Here is a 23,183-nt window from a genome sequence, read left to right as displayed (position 1 = left end):
GTCGCGCCGCCCGTACCTCCTCCGACGCAGCACGCCCCCCGCTGAGCCGGACAGCTCTACGACGGCCTCGACCGCACCGGCCGGGCTCCCCGCCAGGGAGCCCGGCCGGTCCGTGTTCGTGGATCAGTGGTGCCGGCCCTCGGCGACTCGGTAGGTGCGCAGATTCGGGTCGGCCTTGATCTGGGCCTCGGTGTACTTGATCGTGTCCCAGCCCTTGCCCGAGTAGAGCGCGGTCTGGTCGCCGTACCAGGGTGAGTTCGGGTTGGTCGACTGGGAGTAGGTGAGGATCTGGCGTCCTGAGGGCCCGTGCGGGCCCAACTCGACGGCCATCACGAACGACGAGCCGTGGACCACCTTCGGATAGCCGACGCCGGGCACCCGGTTGTTGATGATCATGTTGAAAATGCCGGCCTCGGCGCGTCCGCCGTGGATCGGGATGCGCCGGTCGCCGCGCGGCTCGGTCTGGACGTCGCCGAGACGTGCGTCCAGCGGGATGCCGGCGAGGCGCTGCACGGCGTCGGCGAGCGCGGTACGCACGCCAGGGTTGGCGGTGTCGAGTCGGCGCGGCGTGTGCACCGGGTTGTTGACGGCGAAGGGTTCCGCGAAGCGCAGCCCGTTGGCCAGGACGAACTCGGTGAACAGGTGTGCGCCGCGACTGTTCAGGTCGGCGTGCAGGTCCCAGCGGGCCAGTGTCGTGCAGGCGGCACGCAGGTCGACCGTGGCGCCGTTCGAGGCGGTGCCGGTCGGCTGGGCGGTGCAGAGCGCCACCAGGTCGTCGCGGACCAGTTCACCGCCGTACACCCGGTTGCCGAAGACGGTCCGCCACAGCCGGTCGGCGGTGAACCCGCGGCCGGGCAACCCGTCGGTGCCGGCGAGACGCTGCTGCACCTGGTCGAGGCCGAGACGGGTACGCAGGCTGCGAGGGGTGCGTTCGTCGCCGATGATCCGCGCGTAGCCCTCCAGCGGGGCCTGGGGGTTGGCCAGCCAGTAGCTGTCGTTGGAGTTGGTGACGTAGTCGGCGCGGAAGCGCACCGGCAGGTTCGCCGGGCCGAGGATGCCGGGCACGGCGGCATCCGGGTCGGCGCCGAGCGCGCAGGCCGAGCGGGAGCCGTCCAGGACGGCCTGGCCGCTGCTGGCGTAGAGCGGCTGGAACGGCGCCGGGATGCAGGCGGCGGCGAGGGCGTCGGTCACCCGGGGCACCACGGAGTGGTCGGCATAGAGCGCCTCGCCGCGGGCGTCGGCGGCGATCACGTTGACCCAGGGCAGGAACTGGTATCGGTCGAGCACCCGCTTCAGGTCGCGGACCGTCTCGGCGCGGCCCATCTGCAGCCAGCCGTCGAACGCCCGGTTGTTGGTGGCGTTGACGTCGGTGATCGCGTAAGCCGTGTCGGCGCTCCAGTCGAACGTGCCGGGCACCACCACGACCGGCCCGAAGTGGGTGTCGTGGAAGGTCCGGCTGACCGGCACCATGCCACCGTTCGGGTTGGGCACCTGGACGGTGACCGTGCGGGTGGTCATCTTCCGTGGTCGACCGTCCACGTAGTAGGAGGTGGGGTCGCCGGCGACCAGCGCGAGGCGGTGCCAGACGAACCGGCGAGCGGTGGAGACGGTGTGGCTCCAGGCGAGGGTGCGGTTGTGCCCGATTTCGATGATCGGGTCGCCGATCAGGGCAGCGCCCTCGACGTCGTAGCGACCGGGCACCTTGAGGTGCATCCGGTAGAAGCGTTCCGCGCCGTCCCACGGGAAGTGCGGATTGGCCAACACCATGCCGCCCCGGTTGGCGGTCGCCGCCTCGCCGAGCCCGTACGCGTTGCTGCCCACTCCGGCCGGGGCGCCGTCGCTGGCCGCGAGCACGGCGGCCGCGCCCGGCGCGTCCTGCACGGCGGCCGGGCCGGTAGCGGTGGGCGGGGCGGCGGCGACGATCCCGTCGAGTACGGCGCGCGAGCTGGCCCGGACCATGCTGGCCCAGGTGGTGCGCCAGACGTCCATCTCGGTCAGCGGGCGTACCCATGGCTTGGCCCGGCACGCCGGGTCGGTGAGCCGCGCCGCGCCGGTGCGGCGGAGGTAGGAGTTGTAGCCGGCGACGAAGCCGCGAATCTGGTCACGGACGTCGTTGGACGGGGAGTGCACGCCGTCGCGGCGGCCGTCGAGCAGCCGCTCGACCGTCCGATCCTCGATGATCTTTCTGAAGAACAGGTCGCTGCGGACGTTCGCGTCGGTCGGGCCGGTCGCACCGAAGTAGCGGGAGCGCTCGCCGTTGACCGTGACCACCTTCTCGGCGATGACGCACAGGTTGTCCTCCGCCTGCACGTGTCCGACTCCGAAGCCGAGGTTGGCGTAGCTCGTGGCCGTGATGTGCGGGACGCCGTACGACGCGCGGCGGATCTCGGCCGCGTAGCCCCGGTCACGCTGGTGCGCGCCGGCTGGCGGGCCGCTCAGGCCCGCCAGGATCAAACCCAGGACCACCGCCGCCCCGCCGAGGCGTGTTGATGCTGTCACCGCGTCCTCCCCCCGTCGTCCCCGGGCGCCGCTGCCCGAGGGACATTCACGTTGATCGGCATTCTCGTCGCTGCCGTGCCATCTCGTACACCCCTGCTGTCGACCGCGTGTCGGTGTCGGTGTCGGCGGCGTGTCAGGGCGGTGTCAGGCGACCCGGGCACGCTGTGGGACATGACAGCTGACCTGGTGATCGAGGCCGAGGGCCTCGTCAAGACCTTCGGAAAGACGAGGGCGTTGCAGGGCGTGGACCTCGCCGTGCCCCGGGGGACGGTGCTCGGGGTGCTCGGCCCCAACGGCGCCGGCAAGACCACCGCCGTCCGCATCCTTTCCACCCTGCTGACCCCGGACGGCGGCAGCGCCCGAATCGGCGGTTTCGACGTGGTCCGGGACGCCGAGCGCGTTCGGCAGAGCATCGGCCTCACCGGCCAGTACGCCTCGGTCGACGAGGACCTGACCGGACGGCAGAACCTGGAGCTGTTCGGCACCCTGCTGGAACTGGGGCGGACCGGCGCCCGGCGGCGGGCCGCCGAACTGCTCGACTGGTTCGACCTGACCGACGCCGCGAACCGGCCGGCCAAGACCTACTCCGGCGGCATGCGGCGACGGCTGGACCTGGCCGCCAGCCTCGTCGGCTCCCCCGACGTGATCTTCCTGGACGAGCCGACGACCGGGCTCGACCCGGCCAAGCGCGAGGACATGTGGGACGTGGTCCGCTCGCTTGTCAACAACGGCTCGACGGTGCTGCTCACCACGCAGTACCTGGAGGAGGCCGACGCGCTCGCCGACGCCATCACGGTGATCGACCACGGCCGGGTCATCGCGCACGACACCCCCGAGGGGCTCAAGCGGGTGGTCGGCGGGCAGACCCTGGAGGTCCGGCCGTCCGACCCGGCGCAACTGCCCCGCACCGCGGAGATCCTGACCCAGGTCGGCTCCGGCGGGCAGGCCGACGAGATCCGCAAGGGCGTGCTCGCGGTGCCGGTCACCGACGACGCGGCCCTGACCGAGAGCGTCGCGCGGTTCGCCGCGGCCGGCATCTCGGTCACCGAACTCTCCCTGCATCTGCCGAGCCTCGACGAGGTGTTCTTCACCCTCACCGGGCGTACGGCATCCGAAGACGACACCACCCGCCCCACGGAGGTCGCGGCATGAGCACTCTGATCGACGCCCCACCCACGAGAAGCCGCGAGCTCTCGAACTCCGTGCCGAACCCACGGCCGTTCCGGCTGATCCGGCACTCGTTGGCGCTCGCCAAGCGCAGCCTCATCAAGACCTGGCGTACGCCCGAGGCGCTCATCGACGTCACGCTGCAGCCGGTGCTGTTCCTCATCATCTTCGTGTACGTCTTCGGCGGTGCCGTCGCCGGATCGACCCACGACTACCTGCAGTTCCTGCTGCCCGGCATCCTGGCGCAGACCATCGCCACCGGTGCCATCGCGATCGGCGTCAACCTCAACACCGACATCGCCAAGGGCATCTTCGACCGGTTCCGGTCGTTGCCGATCCCGCGCTCCGCGCCACTGGTCGGCGCGGTCCTCGGCGACGTCGTGCGGTACGTCATCGTCACGGTGTCGACCCTCGCGATCGGCTACGTGATGGGCTTCCGGATCGAAACCGACCCGTTCCGGGCGATCGCCGGGTGTCTGCTCGCGGTGCTGTTCGCGCTCTGCCTGAGCTGGCTGCCGGTGCTCGTGTCGATGAAGGTGCGTACCGCGGGTGCTGTGCAGGGCGTGATGTTCGCGTTGATCATGCCGCTGAGCTTCGCGTCCAACGTGTTCGTCGGCGCCGACACCCTGCCAGGCTGGATGCAGGCCTTCGTGGACGTCAATCCGATGACCCACCTGGTGGCGTCGGTACGCGGGCTGTTCCTCGGCACCCCACTCGGCAACCACGTGTGGTGGACGCTCGCCTGGTGCGCCGGCTTCGTGGCGCTGTTCATGCCGCTGGCGCTGCGCGCGTACCGCAAGAAGATCTGACCTAGGCGAGGAGGTCGTCCATCAGCTCGCGGATCCGGGTGACGGCCGCGGCGACCGACCGCTCACGCCACGCGGCCAGCAACGGCTCACGCTGCTCCTCGTCCCCGAGGGCGGCGTTGAGCCGTTCGCCTTTCCCGGCGGGGAAGAACATCTCGATGTGGGTGCCGATGCGCGTCGCGAGTGCGGACAGCTCGCGGGCGGTGCCGACGTCCTCCCGGCACGCCGCGAGTTCCGCGCCGCCCGAAGCCCACGCCCCGATCACCGGAAGGTCCTTCGAGGCCAGCGCCTCGTCGCGAGCCAGCGACAGCAACGCGGCGGCCTGGACGGCGGCCTCGGTCCCCGGAACCCGCCGCGCCTCGGCCACTCGTAGAAAAAGGACCGCCACCGCGACCCGGAGGATGACGCGCGGCTGCACCGGCGACCCGGTCCACCCGGCGAGGGCGCGGGTCACCTCGTCGGCGTGGGCGAGCGCGTCCTCGTACCGTTCACGCTGCCAGGCCAGTTGGGCCAGGCCGAGACGCGCCTGCGCGACGTCCGTCAGCTCGGCGTGGCCTGGTGTGGCGGTTTCGCCCAGGCGCCGCTCTGCCTCCGAGTCGCCGGCGAGGGCGAGCTGCACGTCCAGCATCACCCGGATCGACCGGGCGTCCTGCGTCGCGCCGAGGAGATCCATGTGGCGGACGCTGCGCGCCAACCAGTCGGTCGAGCGGGCGTCACCGCGCGGGGCGAAGAAGTGCCCGGCGGCCTGCGCCGCCACCGCCATGCCCCAGTGGTCACCGACAACCTCGAAGCGGTGGTACGCCTGCTCGGCGTCGTTGATCGAATCCTCCGACATGCCGCCGTTCTCCCGTACCGCTGCGCGCGCGAACAGGCCGAGTCCCTGCACGTACGGATCCGGATGCGCGATCATCTCGTTCGCGCTCTTCAGGCTCCGCTCCAGATCGGACGTGTCGAAGCCGGGCAACGCCGACGCGAGCGCGGTCAGCCGGCGCGACACCTCGGCGGGCCGCTCGGCCAGGAGCGCCCGCAGTGCCCGCCGGGCGAGCGCGGCGAGCCGCAGCTCGCCACTGATGCCGGAGTTCACGCTGATCACCACGCACGTCCAGGCGAGTCTCTCGGCGTCGGGCAGTGGCCGGCCGCTGGCCCGGCCCCGCAGGATCGCCGACCGCTGTCGCCGCTCCGGGTGATCGACGTTCAGCAGCCCTCGCGCCCACGCGAGGACCTCGAGGTGTAGGCCACGCACGGTCCAGAGGTGGAACAACGCGGTGGTGACGTCGACGGCCGCGGGTTCGTCGTCCTGCCCCAGTGCCCACCGCAGGCCCGCGAGCAGGTTGTCCTGCTCCGCGGCGCAGCGGTCGAGCGCCTCGACCTGGCCGGGGCCGACGAAGCGGCCGGCGAGCGCGGCGGCCTCACCCCGGGCCCATTCGGTCAGGCCCGCCATCGCCGCAGCACGGTCGCCGGCGGCGTCCAGCCGAGCGTCGCCGTATTCGCGGACGGTCTCGAGCATCCGGTAGCGGGGTGGCCCGTCGCCCTCGACCAGGGTCAGCAGGGACTGTTCGACGAGCGTCGCGAGCCCCCGCCGTACGTCCGCCCTCTGCGCGACCGCGGCGGCGAGGTCCGCGGTGAACGGCGCGGGAATGACCGCGATCCGCTGCAGCAGCGCGCGGTCGTCGGGAGCGAGAAGTTCCCGACTCCAGTCGACCATCGCCCACAGGCTCGCGTGGCGGTCCGGCAGACCGCGCAGCGCGTCGTCGAGCAGCGCGAACCGGTCGGTCAGCCCGGCGAGCACATCGTCGATCGGCATGTGCCGCAGTCGTGCGGCGGCCAGTTCGAGCGCCAGCGGCAGATTGTCGAGCCGGTGACAGAGCGCAAGGGCGCGGGTGGTGTCCCAGGTCGGCACCGCTCCACCGGCCCGCGCCCGGGACTCGATCAGCCCGAGCGCGTCCGAGTCGGGCAGCACGGTCAGTCGGTGGACCTGCTCGCCGGCCAGGCCCAGCGGGGCCCGACTCGTCGCGAGCACCGCGACCTCCGGCGAGGTCGCCGCGAGCAGGTCCGCGACGACGGTGGCCACCGCGTCGAGGACGTGCTCGCAGTTGTCCAACACGACCAGTCCGTCGAGATCCGGCGCCACGGCGCGCAGCCGTTCCTCGGGGCTGAGGACCCGCCGTTCGAGGCCCAGGTTGCCCCCGGCCACCGCGGTGTCCGCGCCACCGAGGGCCGCGAGCACCGTGGGCAGCACCTCGTCGGACGAGCGCAGGCCGGCGAGCTCGACCACCCGTACCGCCCGCCCGGCCGCCGCCGTGCGTCGTGCCACCTCGGCGGCCAGGCGGGTCTTGCCGGCGCCGCCGGTCGCCACGATCGTCACCAGGGCCGCTTCGGCGAGCAACTCGCTCACGGCCTCGACGTCACGCTCCCGTCCGACGAGGGCGGTCAGCCGTCGCCGCCACGCGGGCGGCAGGGCGATCCGCGCCGGCTGCCGGGGTGGCGTCGCGACGGCCGGTGCGGTGAGTTCGCCGCGCAGCAAGGACAGATGCGCCTGTGTGATCACGGGTGACGGGTCGGTGCCGTACCGGTCGGCCAGCTCGGCGCGGAGCCGCTCCACCACCTCCAGCGCCTCCGCCTCCCGCCCCTGGGCGGCGAGCACCTGGACGAGCAGGGCGGCGGACGGCTCGTCCGGGGGCGTACGCGCGACGAGCCGGCGCAGGTCGGCCTCGTCGAACGACCCCGCACCGGCGAGTGCCGCCTGCGCGCGCAGGGCGGCGACGTCCGCGAACAGCCGTGTGTCCTCGGTGGTGTCGAGCTCCGGAACCTCGGGGAACAGGGCACGCGCCTGATCGGCCAGGCTGCGGGCGGCGCGGACGTCGCCGCTGCCCAGCACGGTCCGCGCCGCATCGACGAGCGCCCGCGCCTCGACCGCGTCGATGGTGACGTCCTCGGTGGGCAGACGGTATCCGCCCGGCACCGCGACCACCGGCAGCCCGAGACGGCGTACCCGGGACACGAGCGCCTGGACGGCGCCGGTCGCGTCGTCGGGCGGCGCGCCGTCCCAGACGGCGTCCACGAGCAGGCTCGTGGAGATCGCCCGGCCACGTGCGTCGGCGAGCGCGCGGATCACCGCCGCGAGCCGTTCACCCCGTACGGGCTGGCCGTCGACGGCGAGTGGGCCGAGGGTCGTGATCTGCACGGAACCAGCATCCCCCACGCGTGCACGGTCCCGACGACCGCCGGTCCGCCGGGCTGCCCTCGGCCCCGAGGCTGGCTTGACACGCCACTATTTCGTTAGGTTAGCCTAACCTCATGCAGAACGAGTTGGCGTTGGCCAACGGGGAGTACAGCCTGTCCGGCGTCGATCTCCGTCTTGGCTATCACGGTGTGCCGGTGGTGCACGATGCCGTGATCGGCCTTCGCGCGGGTGCCGTGACCGCGCTCGTAGGGCCCAATGGCAGCGGCAAGTCCACCCTGCTGCGGGCCCTGGCCCGGCTGCATCCGATCGAGGCCGGCCTGGTTCACCTCGCCGACGGCGTCGCAGCCGCCAGCCTCCCGTCCAGGGAGTTCGCCCGTCGGGTCACCCTGCTCGCCCAGAGCCGGCCGGTGCCGAGCGGGGTCACCGTCCGTGACGTCGTGGGTTACGGCCGCCACCCGTACCGGGGGCGCTGGCGCGCGGAGGATCCGAACGGACCCGCCGCCATCGCCCGTGCCATGGACGTCACCGGCGTCGCCACGATGGCCGAGCGTCCCGTCGACGAACTCTCCGGAGGCGAGCTGCAGCGGGTGTGGCTGGCCACCTGCCTGGCCCAGGACACCCCGGTGCTACTCCTCGACGAGCCCACCACCTTCCTCGACCTGCGCTACCAGGTGGAGATCCTCGACCTGATGCGTGACCTCGCCGACGACCACGGCGTCGCCGTCGGCGTCGTGCTGCACGACCTCAACCAGGCGGCCGCCGTGGCCGACGAAGTGGTTCTGCTGCAGCAGGGCCGCGTCCGCGCCACCGGCACCCCGACCACCGTCTTCACCGAGGACGCCCTGACCGAGACCTACGGAATTCGCATCGAGGTGACCATCGATCCGGAGAGCGGATTGGTCACCACCCGCCCCGTAGGGCGGCACTCGACCCGCATCCCGGTCTGAACGACCACCCCGATCCGCAGCCAGAGAAAGATCGTGATGACTCGTACCCGTTTCACCGCCCTCATCGCCGTGGTGGCCGCGCTGACGCTCGGCGCCTGCGGCACCACCGAGAACGCCGCGGCCCCCGCGTCCTCCGCGTCGCCGGCCGGCGGCCCGGTCACCGTCACCGACAGCCGCGGCAAGGCCGTCACCCTCAAGGCCCCGGCAACCAAGGTCGTCGGCCTGGAGTGGGGTGAGGTCGAGATGCTGGTCAGCCTGGGTGTCATGCCCGTCGGCGTCGCCGACCCCAAGGGCTACGGCACGTGGGTCACCGCCGCCAAGCTCGACCCGAGCGTCAAGGACGTCGGCACCCGCGGCGAGCCGAGCGTGGACTCGATCGTCGCTCTCCAGCCTGATCTGGTGGTGATGGAGGGCGACGGAAGCGCCAACCTGATCGGCCAGCTGGAGAAGTACGTGCCCGTCGTGGTCGCCAAGGGCAGCGACGCCACCGACAACCTCGGCCGGATGCGCTCGGACCTCAACATGATCGCGAAGGCCGTCGGCAAGACCACCGCGGCGGAGAAGCTGCTCGTGGACTTCGACGCGGCCATCGCCGACGGCAAGAAGAAGATCGCCGACGCTGGCGCCGCCGGCCGGCCGTTCGCCATCGCCGACGGCTGGAAGGAAGGCAGCACCGTCAGCATCCGGATGTTCGGCAAGGGTGCGCTCGTCTCGCAGATCGGCATCCAGCTTGGTCTCACCAACGCCTGGACGGGCAAGACCGACGAGGCGTGGGGCCTCGGCCAGACCGACGTCGAAGGTATGACCGTCCTCAAGGATCCGAACATGCACCTCTTCTACAACGCCTCCGACGGCACCGACGTGTTCGCCGACGGCCTCGCCGCCAACGCGATCTGGAAGTCGCTGCCCTTTGTCAAGCAGGGCAACCTGCACAAGATGCCCGATGGCATCTGGACCTTCGGTGGCCCCCTCTCCGGCAAGCAGTACATCGACGAGTTCCTCAAGACCTACACGGCATGACCCTGCTGACCGCACCCGCGCGCCCGGAGCCGGCCACCCAGCCGGCTCCGGGCGGGCGCCCGAACGCGCCCCGCGTCGTCGGTGTCTTCGTCGCCGCGATCCTCCTGCTGCTCGTGGTGGGCGCGGTACACCTCACCCAGGGCACCTCCACCGTCGGCCCCCTCGACCTGCTGCGGCTCGTCACCGGCACCGACGACGAGGCGGCCCGCGTCCTGATCGCCTCCCGGCTGCCCCGGCTGCTCGCCGGGCTGACCATCGGCGTCGCGCTCGGATTCGCCGGAGCCGCGTTGCAGTCGATCGCCCGCAACCCGCTCGCCTCCCCCGACACCCTCGCGGTCAACGCGGGCGCCCACCTCGCGATCGTCTCGGTCGCCGCGTTCGGCATCTCGCTGCCCGCGCTGCCGGCCGGCGGCCTCGCCTTCTGCGGAGGGCTGGCCGCCGCCGGCCTGGTGATGGCGATGTCCGCGGGCGGACAGGCCGGCACCACCCGGCTCATCCTCGCCGGCTCGGCGACCGCGCTGGCGCTCGGCTCGGTGACCACCCTGCTGCTGCTCCTGTTCGAACAGGCCACCATCGGGCTGTTCGCCTGGGGAAACGGCTCGCTGGTGCAGAGCGACCTGACCGCGCTGACCCAACTCGCGCCGGTCATCGTCGGCGCCACCATCGTCCTGGTCCTGCTCGGGCACCGCCTCGACATCCTCGCCCTCGGCGACGACACCGCCACCGTGCTCGGTCTCGACGTACGGCGTACCCGACTCATCGTCACCGTGCTGGCCGTGCTGTTGTCCGCCGCGGCGGTGACCCTCACCGGCCCGGTCGGCTTCGTCGGCCTGTGCGCCCCGGTGATCGTCCGGCTGCTCGCCCCCCTGGTGCCCGGGGTGCACCGGCACCGCATCCTGCTGCCGTTGTCCGGCATCGCCGGCGTCATCATCGTGCTCGGCTCCGACGTGCTGCTGCGCGCCGTCATGGGTGGACAGGCCGGGGTCGACATCCCCACCGGCGTGGTCACCACCCTGTTCGGCGCGGCGATCCTCATCTGGCTGGCCCGCCGGCACCGCGACGCGGGCCCCACCCGCCGCCCGCCCGGCGGGCACGCCGCCGTCCGCTCCGCCGCCTTCCACCGCACCGTCGTCGCCGTCACCGCCGCGCTGACCGTCTGCGCCGTGGCGGTCGGCATGCTCGCCGGTGACACCTGGGTGCTGCTCGGTGACCTGGTCAACTGGGTCAACGGCACCACCGGACCCGCGTACACGTTCGTGCTGGACCAGCGGTGGCCACGCGTCGCCGCAGCGGTCCTGGCCGGCGCGGCGCTCGCGGTCGCCGGCACCACCGTTCAGGCGGTCTGCCGCAACCCCCTGGCCGAACCCGGCATCCTCGGCATCACCGCCGGCGCCGGGCTCGGCGCCGTCGCGCTGCTCACCTTCGTGCCGCTGGCCGGTGTGTGGGCCGTCTCCGGCGTCGCCGGGCTCGGCGCGATGCTGGCGTTCGCCCTGGTCTACGGCCTGGCCTGGCGCGGCGGTCTGAGCTCGGACCGGCTGGTGCTGATCGGCTTTGGCGCCTGGCAGGGCGGCATCGCGCTGATCACGTACCTGATCGTCGCCTTCGACCCGTGGAACACCGGAAAGGCGTTGACCTGGCTGTCCGGCTCCACCTACGGCCGCACGTCCACCCAGGTGCTGCCGGTGCTGATCGCCCTGCTGGTGCTCACCCCGGCCGTGGTCGCCGCCCGCCGCGAACTCGACCTGATGACGCTGGACGACGACACCCCCCGAGTGCTGGGCGTCCGGCTGGAACGCACCCGGCTGATCGCGCTCGGCGCGGCGGCGCTGCTCACCTCCACCGCGGTCTCGGCCGTCGGGGTCATCGGCTTCGTCGGCCTGGTCGCCCCGCACGCGGCCCGGGCACTCGTCGGCGGACGGCACTCCCGGGTGCTCCCGGTGGCCGCCCTGCTCGGCGCGGCGCTGGTCAGCATCGCCGACACCCTCGGCCGGACGGTCATCGCACCGGCCCAGATCCCCGCCGGCCTGGTCACCGCCATGATCGGCACCCCGTACTTCGTCTGGCTGCTGTGGCGGTCCCGCGCCGTGGCGAACAACCCCCGATAGATGCCGGCCCGAACCCAGAGAGGCACCATGACCGAGACCCTGCCCGTCGCACCGTGGCGCGTGTTCACCGTCACCGTCCGCGCGGTACACCGACTCAGCCCGTCCTTCACCCGGGTGACCTTCACCGGGGCAGACCTCGACCGCTTCGCCGACAACGGTTACGACCAGCGGATCAAGCTGGCGCTGCCGCTGCCCGACCAGCAAGGGGCGCGGCTGCCCGAGGGCGAGGACTGGTACACGGAGTGGCGGGCCCTGCCCGACGAGCAGCGCAACCCGATACGCACCTACACCGTGCGGGCGGTCCGACCGCACCTGGCCGAGGTCGACATCGACCTCGTGCTGCACGGCGACAGCGGCCCGGCGACACGTTGGGCTCGACGGGTGAACGCCGGCGACGGGATCGCCATGGTCGGACCGGATGCCGGCTACGACGGGGACCACGGCGGGGTCGAGTTCCGCCCGCCGACGGGGGCAACCCTGCTGCTGGCTGGGGACGAGACGGCCGTGCCGGCGATCAGCGCCATCTGTGAACGGCTTCCCCAGACGGCCCGGGGCATGGTGTTGCTGGAGGTGCCCGACGCCGACGACGTGCTGCCACTGGTGGCTCCCCCCGGCATCGACGTCCGCTGGCTGCCCCGGGGCGCCGACGGGTACGGCAGCCGGCTGGTGCCCGCCGTCGCCGCCGCTGCGGGGGAACTGCTGGCCCCAGGCACGACGCCTGCCGCCCAGCCGGTCCCGGACGTGGACGTCGACACCGACATCCTGTGGGAGGTGCCCGACGAGGTGGCCGCGGCACCGCTGTACGCGTGGCTGGCCGGGGAAGCCGGCGTCATCCGTAACCTGCGCCGACACCTGGTCGCCGAGCGGGGTCTGGACCGGCGGGCGGTGGCCTTCATGGGCTACTGGCGTCTTGGCCGCGCTGACACCGACTGAGCGCGGACCCTGCCTGCCACCAGCGCCATCGCTGAGCGTCGTCGCACAACGAACGCGGGGTGCAGCGGCGACCGCGCGGTGCGTACAGTTTCGGGTCGGACTTGGGGCGGGCCGGCTGGATCCGGCACGGGATACGGGACGAGACACAGACGCATGACGGTGGACAACATTACCGAAAACGGTCAAGACGGCATTGACCGAGACCGGCTGGAGGCCTGCCTCAGCGTCTTCGAGGCGTTGGAGGAACTGCCATCCGACCACCCCGACGTGGTGCGGGTGCAGCGGGCCACCGCACGGCTCTACAAGGTGATCAAGCAGCGGCGACGCGAGGAGCGGCGAGACGCCATCCTCGCGGCCGACCGGGCGGTGACGGAGGCCACCGCCACCGGCGCCCCGGGGCGGATCGACGACGAGACCCAGGGCATCCCGCTCGCGTCCTCCGCGGCGGGCGAGACGGCCGGGTTCCTGCACAATCCGCGCGGTTGCTACGTCTGTAAGCAGCGCTACCGCGAGGTGGACGCCTTCTACCACCAGCTCTGCCCGTCCTGCGCGGCGCTCAACCGGGAGCGCCGCGACGCCCGTACCGACCTGACCGGCCGGCGCGCGCTGCTCACCGGTGGCCGGGCGAAGATCGGCATGTACATCGCGCTGCGACTGCTGCGCGACGGCGCGCACACGACGGTGACCACGCGCTTCCCGCACGACGCGGTCCGCAGGTTCGCCGCCATGCCCGACAGCGGGGACTGGCTGCACCGCCTCCGCATCGTCGGAATCGACCTGCGCGACCCCGCCCAGGTGATCGCCCTCGCCGACTCGGTCAGCAGCCAGGGTCCCCTCGACATCCTGATCAACAACGCGGCGCAGACCGTCCGCCGCTCCCCCGGGGCGTACGCGCAGCTCATCGCCGCGGAGGCCGCGGCCCTGCCGGACGGTCCGCTGCCGGAGCTGATCACGTTCGCCAAGCCGGACAGCCAGGGCGGCCCGGTCGGCAGCCTGACCGCCGGGCCGCAGTCGACCGCGCTCACGCCGCACGCGCTCACCGCGCTGGCCCTCACCAGCGGCTCCGCCTCGCCGGAACGGATCGCCGCGTCCACGGCCATCGACGCCGGCGGTCTCGTGCCGGACCTCGACTCGGTCAACAGCTGGGTCCAGCGGGTGCAGGAGGTGGACCCGGTCGAGCTGCTCGAAGTGCAGCTCTGCAACGTCACCGCGCCGTTCGTGCTGGTCAGCCGGCTTCGCCCGGCAATGGCCGCAGCGTCGGCCCGTCGCAAGTACGTGGTGAACGTGTCGGCGATGGAGGGCCAGTTCGGCCGCGGTTACAAGGGCCCCGGGCACCCGCACACGAACATGGCCAAGGCCGCGCTGAACATGCTGACCCGCACCAGCGCGCAGGAAATGCTGACCGACGGCATCCTGATGACCAGCGTCGACACGGGCTGGATCACCGACGAACGGCCGCACCCGACGAAGATGCGGCTGGCCGACGAGGGCTTCCACGCCCCACTGGACCTGGTCGACGGTGCCGCCCGGGTGTACGACCCGATCGTCCGGGGCGAGCTGGGTGAGGACCTGTACGGCTGTTTCCTGAAGGACTACGCGCCCTGCGCCTGGTGATCGGCGCTCCTACCCGCACGACGAGTTTCGAGGAGAAGAATCATGACGTCTGACCGTGACCCGTGGCCGACGCTGGACGAGTTGCTGCGCGAGGAGGCCGAGCTGGAGCTTGCGGGCCTGTCCGAGACGGACGCGTACGAGCTGGGGATGCTCGCCGTCGCCGCCGCGAGTGAGCAGCGGCTGCCGGTCTCGATCGGTGTATGGCGGGCTGGACGCCAGCTGTTCCACTGTGGCCTCCCGGGGTCGACGGCGGACAATGACGGGTGGCTGCGCCGAAAGGGGCGCGTGGTGATGCGGTTCGAGCACTCGTCGCTGTACATGGCCCGGTTGTGCCAGGACAAGCAGGTGACGTTGGCAGAGCGGTTCGGTCTGCCAGCCTCCCGCTACGCGGCGGCCGGCGGCGCGGTCCCCCTGCGCGTTCGGGGCACCGGAGTGGTGGGCTGGGTCGGAGTCTCCGGGCTTCCGCAGCTCGATGACCACCGCTTCGTCGTCGACATCCTGCGCAAGCTGCCCCGCTAGTCTCGTCAGCTGCTCGCCGTCGGCTAGCGGCTCAGGACCAGGGCGCGTGCTGTCACGGTCACGGACGCGTCCACGGCGCTGTCGATGCTCACCGCCGCGTCCGTGGTGGCCACGAGGATCGAGGCGCTGCGGGCGGTGCCCTTCAAGGTGATCAGCGTCGGGGACGCCCCGTCGCTGGTGCCGGGCTGGCGCACGGTGACCTCCCCGGCACCCTCGCCGGTCGCGGTCACGGTCACCAGGGCCGCCGCGATCCGTTCGGCCGGCACGTCGCCCGGTCCCCCCGAGACGCCGACCGGTACGTCCACACTGGACTTCGCGGCGGCGCGTACGGGGGCGGTGGCCGGGGTTCGCGGTGGCGCCGGGACGACGAGGCCGGCCACCTCCAACGGTGCCCCCGCGCCGGTCACGTAGCCGACCAGGTCGGCACGGAGTTCGGTACCAGCCTCGTACCTGAGGAAGACCTTCCCCTCGGACACCGGAACGAACAGGAGGCCGCCCCGGGTGCGGTCCCCGCCGGCCGTCGCCGACCAGTAGACGGTCTGATTGAGCCCCGTCGCCGACGTGCCGGCGGACACGAAGCCACCGTGCACACCGACGTCCGCGGAGACCTGCAGCAGGATTGCCGAGACCGGCCCGGCGGTGGCGAGTTGCGGCACGTCGGCCAGCGCGAAGCTGGTCAGCTTCCCATCCTTCTTGGGCACGAGTCGCACCACCTGGGTCGGTACTGCCGGCACGATCCGGCCGACGTCGGACCGCTCCGCCGGCTCGAACGCGCCGACGAGCCGTACCAGCAGGTCTCCGCCGCTCGTGACGCCGGCCCGCAGGGTGCCGTCGTCCGAGAGGCGTCCCACCGCGGTCGCGGACTGCTGCGTCTTCGCCTTCGCCACGTTCAGCACGGTCACCTTCTCGTCCGCCGAGCCGAGGGTGACCTGTCCGGGCCCCGTCGCGGCCAGGATCGACACCTGGACCAGGACGTCGCGGGTGCCGGCCGGCAACGGCGGCATGGGCACGCTCACCTCGGTGCCGTTGGCGAACCCGCCCTGCCTACGGGAGTCGAGCAGCGTCGTCGGCTCCAGCGCGACGAGCCTGGTCGACCCGGCCAGACGCCGGTCAGCGCTGGCGGTGGAGCTTGTCGAGTTGGCGTCGAGGGCGGTGGCGGACGGCACCGCCGCCACGGTGTCCTCAGCGTGGGCATTCGTGGCGAGACGGATGCCCAGCAGCACCCCTGCCGCCGCGACGACCCAGGCCACCACCATGATGAGCCAACGGAGGCTCGGTGACATCGGCCGCCGTTCACCGGCGGCCACCGTGACCCGGACATCTCTCGTCCCCCGCGTACGACCAAGCATGGCTTATCCCCTCTGCTCCGGTGCCCGGCTGACCCGCTGCACGGCCCATCCGGTCGACACCACGGCGCCATCCCATTCTTCGGCAGCACCACCACCGCCGTCACTACCTACCGGTGCGACACCGCAACGCTCCGCGTCTGCGGGACGGACCGCGTCCAGTGCCGCCGCGACCGCCCACCGGTGTGCCTCGTCGCCCATCGCAAGGGTCAGCTGGTCGTCGATGAGCAGCTCGCGGGGGGCGACCCACGGACGATCGCCGCGCATCTGCGCCGCATCCCAGGTCACGTTGAGGTCCAGCCTGGCTCGGGCCAGCGTCGCCCCACCCGGACCGGGGAACTGTCCCGTCACGACTGAGACGGAGCACCAGCGGGGCAGACCGAGTAGGCGGCGCGCGCGGGCCAGCCCACGCCAGTTGTCCGGCCCGCCGGGCACCTCGGCGACCGAGGCGAGCCGTAGCGGGGCATCGCGCACCACAGCGAAAACCACACCACTCGCGGTCGGGCAAAGCCCGACGCCGTACGCGGAGACGTTCTTCATCGCGCCCCTCCGACGAATACGCCGAGCGGCAGCGCGAGCGGGGCGACCGCGGGCCCCGGCGGCGGTGCCAACTCGGTCGGCAGAGCCGACGGTGCCGGCTCTGTCGGCAGAGCCGACGGTGCCGGCTCTGTCGGCATGGCCATCTGCACCTGCTCGAATCCACCTGCCTCGACCAGGTAGCCGCGTCCGGGCAGTGGTCGCGGCGGCGCCTCACGCGGCAGCCGGATCCGCAGCATCTCACCGTCGTCCGGAGCGGGACGAAGGAGCAGTCCGGTCCGCGACATGGTGACCGCTCGCTGCCACGGCTGCATGCCGCGGAACGCGTCCGGCCGGCCCGCCACGATCACGTGCACCCCGGCGGACAGGGTCGGCAGCAGCCGGTCCAGGCCCGGTCCGGCGTCGCCCATCGACTCGATCCCGTCGACCAGCAGCAGCCCCCGCCCGGCTGGCGTCCAGCCGGCCAACTCCGCGACGGAACCGATCACCGCGTTGGCCGCGCTCCCCGTCCACGCGGCCGGGTCGGCCGCCAGCACCACGATGTTCGCGTCGGGCACGCTCGACCTGGCCGCGGCCGCGATCGTCCGCAGGGCCGTGGTTCGACCGCTGCCCGCCGGGCCCGCCACCACGGCGTGCATGCCCGGGCCGAGTGCCAGGGTCGCCACGCTGAGGTCGCGGTAGATCCGACCCACACCGAGCCGCCAGACCTGGCCGACGAGGGTGGACGACGGCAGCACCTCGTCGGCCGGCACCAGCGCCGGCAGCACCGCCACCACGGGCGCGGGCTGCGCGTCCGGGTGCTCGGCGGCGACCCTGGCGACCGCCGCGGCCAACCCGTCCACGGTGCTCTCCCCGTACCGGCCGATCTGGACCTCATGCCGGGTCGACAGGTCGATCGCCCGCAACCCCCGCAGGTCGGGCACGTCCCGGGCCCGAAGCCCAAGCCCGGTGTACGAGTTCGCGTCGGCCATCCGCAGGCACAGTTTCGTGCCGAGCTGAGCCAATGCCCGTCCCGGCAGTCCGCGTTCGTGGGCGGCCGAGACGAGCAACCGGATGCCGAGCGGCGCCCCGTCCCGCAGCACCCTCTCCAGCCGCGCGCCCACGTCGGGGAGCCCGGCCCGCTCGGCGCCCTCCACGAGTGCGTCCCAGCCCGCGATCACGAGCAGGATGTCCGCTCCCACCGCCCCGCTGGCACGTCGATGGACGATCTCCGCGTCGACCTGGTCGAGCACCCGTGCGAGCCGCTCGCTGTCGTCCACTCCGACCACCGCGCTCACGTGCGGCAGCCCGGTCAGCTCGCCGAGGTCACCCCCCACGCCCGCCAACACCAGGATCCGCTGTTGCTGTGGGTTCCGGAACCGGGCGAGCCCGAGGCAGGCGCTGGCGAGCACCGCGCTCGTCGCCGCCACGTCCGCGCCCAACACGAGCGTGCCGCTCTCCTCCGGCGACCACCACCACACATCCGCCCGTTGCTCGTCGGGCAGATCCACCAACCCGAGCGCCACCGCCGGCAACGCGCCGGTGGGTCCGCCGACGCCGCTGAGGGTCCACCCCTCGACCTCCGCCGGTAGCGGCGGCGGGCACGGCACCCTCGGCTGGTCGTAGCCGCCGCGCACGGCCGCCTCCCGTACCGACCCCAACAAGGTTTCAAGATCGGTGGGGCCGCTCTCCGCCGAGCCCGGCGTCGGCTCGGTCTCCTGCCCGCCGACCAACTGGAACGGCAGCACCTCGACGCGCTCCCGCCGTGCCTGCGTGACGGCCGCCGACACCAGCGCCGTCTGCACACCGATGACCTCGCCCGCGCCGAGGCGGACGTAGGCACGCCCCGGGCGGCGACGGTCGATGTCGGCAGCCTGCCGTGTGCCGACCACGTCTCGGGAGTCGGCGTCGTCCTGCACCCGCAGCGCCACCCGCAGGTTGGTGTTCGCCCGGATCTTGGAGTCGACCACGCCCTGCGGGCGCTGCGTCGCGAGCAGCAGGTGGATGCCGAGGCTGCGGCCGCGCTGCGCGACATCAACGAGGGCGGAGAGGAAGCCGGGTAGTTCCACGGCGAGCGTCGCGAACTCGTCGATGACGATCAGCAGCCGCGGCAGCGGCGGGTCCGCCGCCAGCAGGTCGGACAGGTCGCTGACGCCGGCCTCGCGCAGACGCCGCTCCCGATGGCGCAGTTCGGCACGCAGGCAGCGAAGCGCCCGGGCGGCCAGGTGCTCGTCGAGGTCGGTGACCAGACCGACGGTGTGCGGCATCGCGGCGCACGCGTCGAACGCCCCGCCGCCCTTGAAGTCGACCAGCAGGAACGTGAGCGCGTCCGGAGAATAGACACACGCGAGGGATGCGACCAGCGTGCGAAGCAGTTCGCTCTTGCCGGCGCCGGTGGTGCCCACCACCAGGCCGTGCGGGCCGTCGCCGAGCAGGTCCAGGGTCACCGGGCCGCTCTCCGCCACCCCGATGGTCGCCTTCAGCCCGTCGGTGCCGCGCCGCCACCACGCGTCGATCGTCGCGGTGTCCAGTTCCTCGACCGGCCGACTCAGGCCCTGCGGACCCGCCGCCACGGCCCGTAGCAGGTCCACCAGTCGCACCCGGGCGGGGAGCAGCGCGGCCGCCGCAGCCTGCTCCGGGTCGGTCCAGCGGGCCAACGCACGGGCCGTGCGCTCACACACGTCCTGCGCCGCCTGCACCGCGAGCAGGCCGGCCGTGCGTTCGCCGGTCACCGCGTCGGTCAGGTCGGCGGTGCCGTCGTCTCCCATGTCGAGGAACGTCTGGCACACCGACGGCAGCCGGTCGGCGCGCGAGGCGACGACGAGCGCCCGGCCGGTTCCCCGCGCGAGCCTTCCCAAGAGCGCCGCGACCCGACCGTTGAGCAGCGCCTCACCGTCCACGATCACCACGACGTGCGGCCCACCGGTGTTTCCGCGGGGGTCGACGGCGGCGGTGAACGGGGCGAGCACCTGATCGGCCGTGGCCGGGTCGGTGGCGACCCGCAGCCCACCATCGTCGGTGGCCAGGTGGGGCAGCCACTTCAGCCAGTCCCACGCGCGCAACCGGCCGGGCTCCGCGAGCAGGACCAGCGTCAGGTCCGCCGGCCCGTGCCTGGTGACCAGGTCCAGCACGGCCGCCGCCACGGTACGGCGCGCGCCGGTGATCGGGCCTACCGCACCGAAACCGGATCGGTCCCGCAGGTTGACGAAGACCGGCACGTCCACCAGCCGCGCCCGATCGAGAAAGGCCGCACGCAACTCGGGCCGACCGGCCAACTCCTCGGTGCCGCGCCGACCGAGGTCCGGCCGCCACGGCCGCGATCCGACGCCGACACCGACCCGCAACTCGTCGAGGTCGCCGGGGCGTACCTCCCACAGGCATCGACCGTTCGCGGCCCGGCGGCTCAGCGCGGCCAGGCCGGGGTACGCGGTGCGGGCGGCCGCGGCGACGATGGCTCGCGCGGAATCCAGGTCGGCGGCGAACTGCACAGCGGCTGCCGCGTTCTCCGCGACGATCCGGCGGGCGTCCTTCTTGGCCCGGTGCTTGGACTCGATCCAGCGGGCCAGCGCCATCATCGGCGTCATCGCGACCATGACGAGGAAGAACGGGCTGAACACGAAGGCCATCACGATGCCGATGGGCAGCGGCGCGATCAACAGCAGCCAGGACAGCGGCGCCGGTACGGACGCGGGGGCCGGGGCCATGGGCAACGGCACGTAATCGGGCGGCTCGCTGGTGGCCACTCTGGGAGTACGGATGAGCGGCTCCCGCCCACCTCCGCCAGCCGGCGGCCCGGCCCATCGCGACGACACCTCCGGCACCACCGGCGTCAGCTTGATCGCGGTGTCGTGTACACGGAGGAATTCGCCGCCACGGCTCTCCCCGTCGTCGAGGTCACGTCCGTCCACCCGTACCGCGCTGGAGTGCTCGACGGCGCTGACGACGACGCCACCGTCCGGCGAGACCTCGATCTGTGCCGCCGGCCGGGTCACCGGTCCGAGGGCGAGCCCGGCCACGCGGGACCGCCCGAGCACGAACGTGCCCTGGCCCAGCGGCAGCGCCTGGCCCGAGTCCGGTCCGGCGACCCGACTCAGATCCAGCAGCGGGGTGCCGTCGACACCGGCGTACGCCGACCGGACGCCGCCCGTCGGCGAGACGGTCAGCACCGAACCGGACCACAGTGGCGCCTCGGCCAGCCTCGTCTCAGCCGCGACCACTGTGCCGTCGACGTCCACGGTCACCGCTCCGGCGGCAGCCTGAGCGGTGACCGATCCGACGACCATGTCGAGAAGCTCCCCCACGGTGGCATCCGCGGCGGTCACGCCCAGCGTCACGTCGACCGTAGGGAGGGGCCTGCCGGCGGGCGCGCCGGTGGACCGCTGGTCGCGGACGCTCACGGTGAGTGTCATGCACTGGGTTCGTCCCACGACCCGCCGCCGGTTCCCCGCGCGGCGCGCTTTTCACGTGCCCCCCACAATCCGGTGAACCACGTATCGTGAACGCGTGGCGGAGAGTGTCGTGTCAGGACCTGTTCGAGCACAACTGCCGCACAGCACTTTGGCGCGATTCCGCACGGGCGACGCCAGCGCGCTGGGCGAGGTCTACGACCGATACTCCCGCTCGGTGTGGGCGGTGGCCATGACCGTCACGCACGCCGACCACCTTGCCCAGGAGGCCGTGCAGGAGACGTTCATCCGCGCGTGGAACTCGGCGGCCAGTTACGACCCCGACCGTGACCTCGGGCCGTGGCTGTTGACGATCGCCAGGTACACCGCGGTGGACCTGCTCCGTCGCGAGCTGCGCCCGACCCGCGGTGGCCACGAGGCGGAACAGGACGCGGTGGTGGAGCCGCCCGACCTCGACGGCGCCTGGCTGTCCTGGGCCGTCCAGGAGGCGTTGGGGCAGCTCGCCGATCACGAACGCGAGATCATCCGGCTGTCCTTCTTCGACGACCTCACCCACACCCAGATCTCTGAACGGCTGAATCTGCCGCTCGGTACAGTCAAGTCACGCTCGTACCGGGCGCATCGAAGGTTGGCCGAACTGCTGGCCCACGTCCGGGACTCGCCCCCGGCAGAGGACGATGGGAACCAGTCCGCCCCCCGGCAACGAACACCAGTCGGGGGGGCGCGTGGCGAAGGGAGGGATGACGCGTGAGCACCGAACTGAACGCCGACGGGGGCACAGACGGCCAGTTCGTCGATCTGCTTGCGGCACGCCTGGACCGGTTCGTGGCACGGTCCCGGGACGAGGCCGTGACACCCGACGAGACCGAGTCGGCCGCTCCTGCGGTCGTGGGGGCGCTCCTCACCGAGCTGCGTGCCGAGACGACCTGGTCCGGCCCTCCGCCGGGGCTGCGCGAGAGCATCCTCGCTCGCGCGCGCGCCCAACCCGTCGCAGCCGAACTGACCGCAACCGCGCCCGTCGCGGCCGAACAGACCGCAGCCAAGCCGGCCGCAGCCAAGCCGGCCGCAGCCGCGCCGGCCGCAGCCAAGCCGGCCGCGCCTGAACCGGCCGCACCCGAGCCGACGGCAGCCGAGCCGACCGATTCGGCGCCAGCCACGCCGGGACCCGCCACGTTAGAGCCCGAGGGGCTGGCGCCGACGCCGGCCGCGTCCCCGGATCGGCCTGGGCGTGGTGCCGGCTGGTGGCAGCCGGGCCGGTGGCGCTCTCCGTTCGGCCGACTCACCTGGGCTCTGCCGGTGGCGGTTGTGGGCGCTGCCGCTTTCACGGCACTGGTTCTCGGCGTCGACCGGTGGCTCGCCCCCGATCCGCCAAGGGCCGACGTCTTCGTCGCGACCGGCACCGACCTGGCACCCGGCTCGACGGCCGAGGTGTCCGTCGTGGACACGCCGGCGGGGAGTTCCATCGTCATCGAACCGGACGGGTTGCCCGCCGCCGCGCCAGGCTCCTACTACGCGGCGTGGCTCAAGGGGCCGCGCGGAAGCGTGCCGATCGGGTCGTTCCATGAGCGCCGCACGGGGATACCCATCGAGCTGTGGAGCGGCGTGGAGATCGAGGCCTACCCGACCCTGACGGTCACCCTGCAGGCCGAAGGCGCGCCGCCAACCCCATCAGGCATCGTGGTGATGACGGCGTCGCTGCTTCGGTGAATCAACGGTTCGCCCAGGTGGGCGCGGCCGACAGCGGCTCCGGCGGCTGCGGCTGGGGCCCACGCTCGCCGTTGTCCTGCCACTCCCCCAACTCGGCACGGTAGCCGGCATAGGCCGTGTCGTAGGCGTCTTCCGCGGCGAGCGCCTGCCGACACGTCTCAGCTCGTTCCCGGCAGGTGCCGGCGAGCTGGGTCAGCTCGGCAGACACGCGGTCGAGGATGCCCGCCGCCGCGTCCAACTCGTCTGTCACCATGCCGGTGATCTGGCCACCGACCATCGCACCCGCGCCCAACGCCGCGCGCGCCGGCTCGATCAGGGTGGCGGTCATCTGGGCGGCGGTGTCGAGGACGGCGGCGGCGGCCTCATAGTCGTCGGCGGTAGGCATCGCACATTCTCCTGTCGAGATGTGGTGAT

At 72.6% G+C, this 23,183-nt stretch carries 15 protein-coding genes and 1 pseudogene; 10 read left to right on the top strand and 6 right to left on the bottom strand.

Features of this window, described 5'->3' with window-relative positions; translation table 11 throughout:
- Nucleotides 1-123: 123 nt before the first annotated feature.
- Nucleotides 124-2,499 carry an acylase gene (locus HNR20_RS28075; RefSeq protein ID WP_184185915.1) on the bottom strand — a complete coding sequence of 792 codons (2,376 nt, stop codon included), beginning with the start codon at nucleotides 2,497-2,499 and terminating at the stop codon, nucleotides 124-126.
- Nucleotides 2,500-2,769: 270 nt separating this feature from the next.
- On the opposite strand from HNR20_RS28075, the pseudogene HNR20_RS28070 reads away from it, so the two are divergent.
- A pseudogene (locus HNR20_RS28070) lies at nucleotides 2,770-3,651 on the top strand (ATP-binding cassette domain-containing protein); the annotation flags it as partial.
- Nucleotides 3,648-4,475, top strand: a complete 828-nt coding sequence (locus HNR20_RS28065) for an ABC transporter permease (RefSeq protein WP_184185909.1) — start codon at nucleotides 3,648-3,650, stop codon at nucleotides 4,473-4,475. The pseudogene HNR20_RS28070 and the gene HNR20_RS28065, both read left to right, overlap by 4 nt.
- 1 nt (nucleotide 4,476) lies before the next feature.
- Here the strand turns inward: HNR20_RS28065 and HNR20_RS28060 are convergent, their stop codons facing one another.
- Nucleotides 4,477-7,656 carry an ATP-binding protein gene (locus tag HNR20_RS28060; RefSeq protein WP_184185906.1) on the bottom strand — a complete coding sequence of 1,060 codons (3,180 nt, stop codon included), beginning with the start codon at nucleotides 7,654-7,656 and terminating at the stop codon, nucleotides 4,477-4,479.
- Between the two features lie 113 nt (nucleotides 7,657-7,769).
- On the opposite strand from HNR20_RS28060, the gene HNR20_RS28055 reads away from it, so the two are divergent.
- The 6 genes from HNR20_RS28055 (at nucleotide 7,770) to HNR20_RS28030 (ending at nucleotide 14,794) form a co-directional block, all read left to right on the top strand.
- Nucleotides 7,770-8,603 carry an ABC transporter ATP-binding protein gene (locus HNR20_RS28055; RefSeq protein ID WP_184185903.1) on the top strand — a complete coding sequence of 278 codons (834 nt, stop codon included), beginning with the start codon at nucleotides 7,770-7,772 and terminating at the stop codon, nucleotides 8,601-8,603.
- 36 nt (nucleotides 8,604-8,639) lie between these two features.
- Nucleotides 8,640-9,623: an ABC transporter substrate-binding protein gene (locus HNR20_RS28050; RefSeq protein ID WP_184185900.1), complete on the top strand. Its 984-nt coding sequence runs from the start codon at nucleotides 8,640-8,642 to the stop codon at nucleotides 9,621-9,623.
- The gene (locus HNR20_RS28045) at nucleotides 9,620-11,728 is read left to right on the top strand and encodes an iron ABC transporter permease (RefSeq protein WP_184185897.1); all 2,109 of its coding nucleotides are present in this window, start codon (nucleotides 9,620-9,622) and stop codon (nucleotides 11,726-11,728) included. The genes HNR20_RS28050 and HNR20_RS28045 overlap by 4 nt, the downstream gene beginning before the upstream one ends.
- Before the next feature lie 27 nt (nucleotides 11,729-11,755).
- Nucleotides 11,756-12,661: a siderophore-interacting protein gene (locus HNR20_RS28040; RefSeq protein ID WP_184185895.1), complete on the top strand. Its 906-nt coding sequence runs from the start codon at nucleotides 11,756-11,758 to the stop codon at nucleotides 12,659-12,661.
- A 153-nt stretch (nucleotides 12,662-12,814) separates the two neighbouring features.
- Nucleotides 12,815-14,275, top strand: coding sequence for an SDR family NAD(P)-dependent oxidoreductase (locus tag HNR20_RS28035; RefSeq protein WP_184185892.1), 1,461 nt, complete (start codon nucleotides 12,815-12,817; stop codon nucleotides 14,273-14,275).
- Nucleotides 14,276-14,317: 42 nt separating this feature from the next.
- Nucleotides 14,318-14,794: a heme-degrading domain-containing protein gene (locus HNR20_RS28030; RefSeq protein WP_184185889.1), complete on the top strand. Its 477-nt coding sequence runs from the start codon at nucleotides 14,318-14,320 to the stop codon at nucleotides 14,792-14,794.
- A gap of 23 nt (nucleotides 14,795-14,817) precedes the next feature.
- Here the strand turns inward: HNR20_RS28030 and HNR20_RS28025 are convergent, their stop codons facing one another.
- The 3 genes from HNR20_RS28025 to HNR20_RS28015 form a co-directional block, all read right to left on the bottom strand.
- Nucleotides 14,818-16,077, bottom strand: coding sequence for a hypothetical protein (locus tag HNR20_RS28025; RefSeq protein ID WP_184185886.1), 1,260 nt, complete (start codon nucleotides 16,075-16,077; stop codon nucleotides 14,818-14,820).
- Nucleotides 16,078-16,146: 69 nt separating this feature from the next.
- Nucleotides 16,147-16,680 (bottom strand): hypothetical protein, encoded by a 534-nt coding sequence (locus HNR20_RS28020; RefSeq protein ID WP_184185883.1) that lies wholly within the window; start codon nucleotides 16,678-16,680, stop codon nucleotides 16,147-16,149.
- Nucleotides 16,677-21,065, bottom strand: coding sequence for an FtsK/SpoIIIE domain-containing protein (locus HNR20_RS28015; RefSeq protein ID WP_184185881.1), 4,389 nt, complete (start codon nucleotides 21,063-21,065; stop codon nucleotides 16,677-16,679). Before HNR20_RS28015 ends, HNR20_RS28020 begins: the two co-directional genes overlap by 4 nt.
- Before the next feature lie 109 nt (nucleotides 21,066-21,174).
- On the opposite strand from HNR20_RS28015, the gene HNR20_RS28010 reads away from it, so the two are divergent.
- Nucleotides 21,175-21,813: an RNA polymerase sigma factor gene (locus HNR20_RS28010; protein WP_184185878.1), complete on the top strand. Its 639-nt coding sequence runs from the start codon at nucleotides 21,175-21,177 to the stop codon at nucleotides 21,811-21,813.
- On the top strand, nucleotides 21,810-22,769 hold the full coding sequence (locus HNR20_RS28005; protein ID WP_184185875.1) for an anti-sigma factor: 960 nt from the start codon (nucleotides 21,810-21,812) through the stop codon (nucleotides 22,767-22,769). Before HNR20_RS28010 ends, HNR20_RS28005 begins: the two co-directional genes overlap by 4 nt.
- Nucleotide 22,770: 1 nt before the next feature.
- On the opposite strand, the gene HNR20_RS28000 is transcribed toward HNR20_RS28005, so the two are convergent.
- A complete protein-coding gene (locus tag HNR20_RS28000; protein WP_184185872.1) occupies nucleotides 22,771-23,154 on the bottom strand; it encodes a hypothetical protein in 384 nt (127 codons plus the stop codon).
- Nucleotides 23,155-23,183: the final 29 nt, after the last annotated feature.

The organism is Micromonospora parathelypteridis (assembly GCF_014201145.1).
GTDB classification, from domain to species: Bacteria; Actinomycetota; Actinomycetes; order Mycobacteriales; family Micromonosporaceae; genus Micromonospora; species Micromonospora parathelypteridis.
Note: the sequence above shows the minus strand (reverse complement) of the source record. Positions and strands in the feature narration are given on the sequence as shown.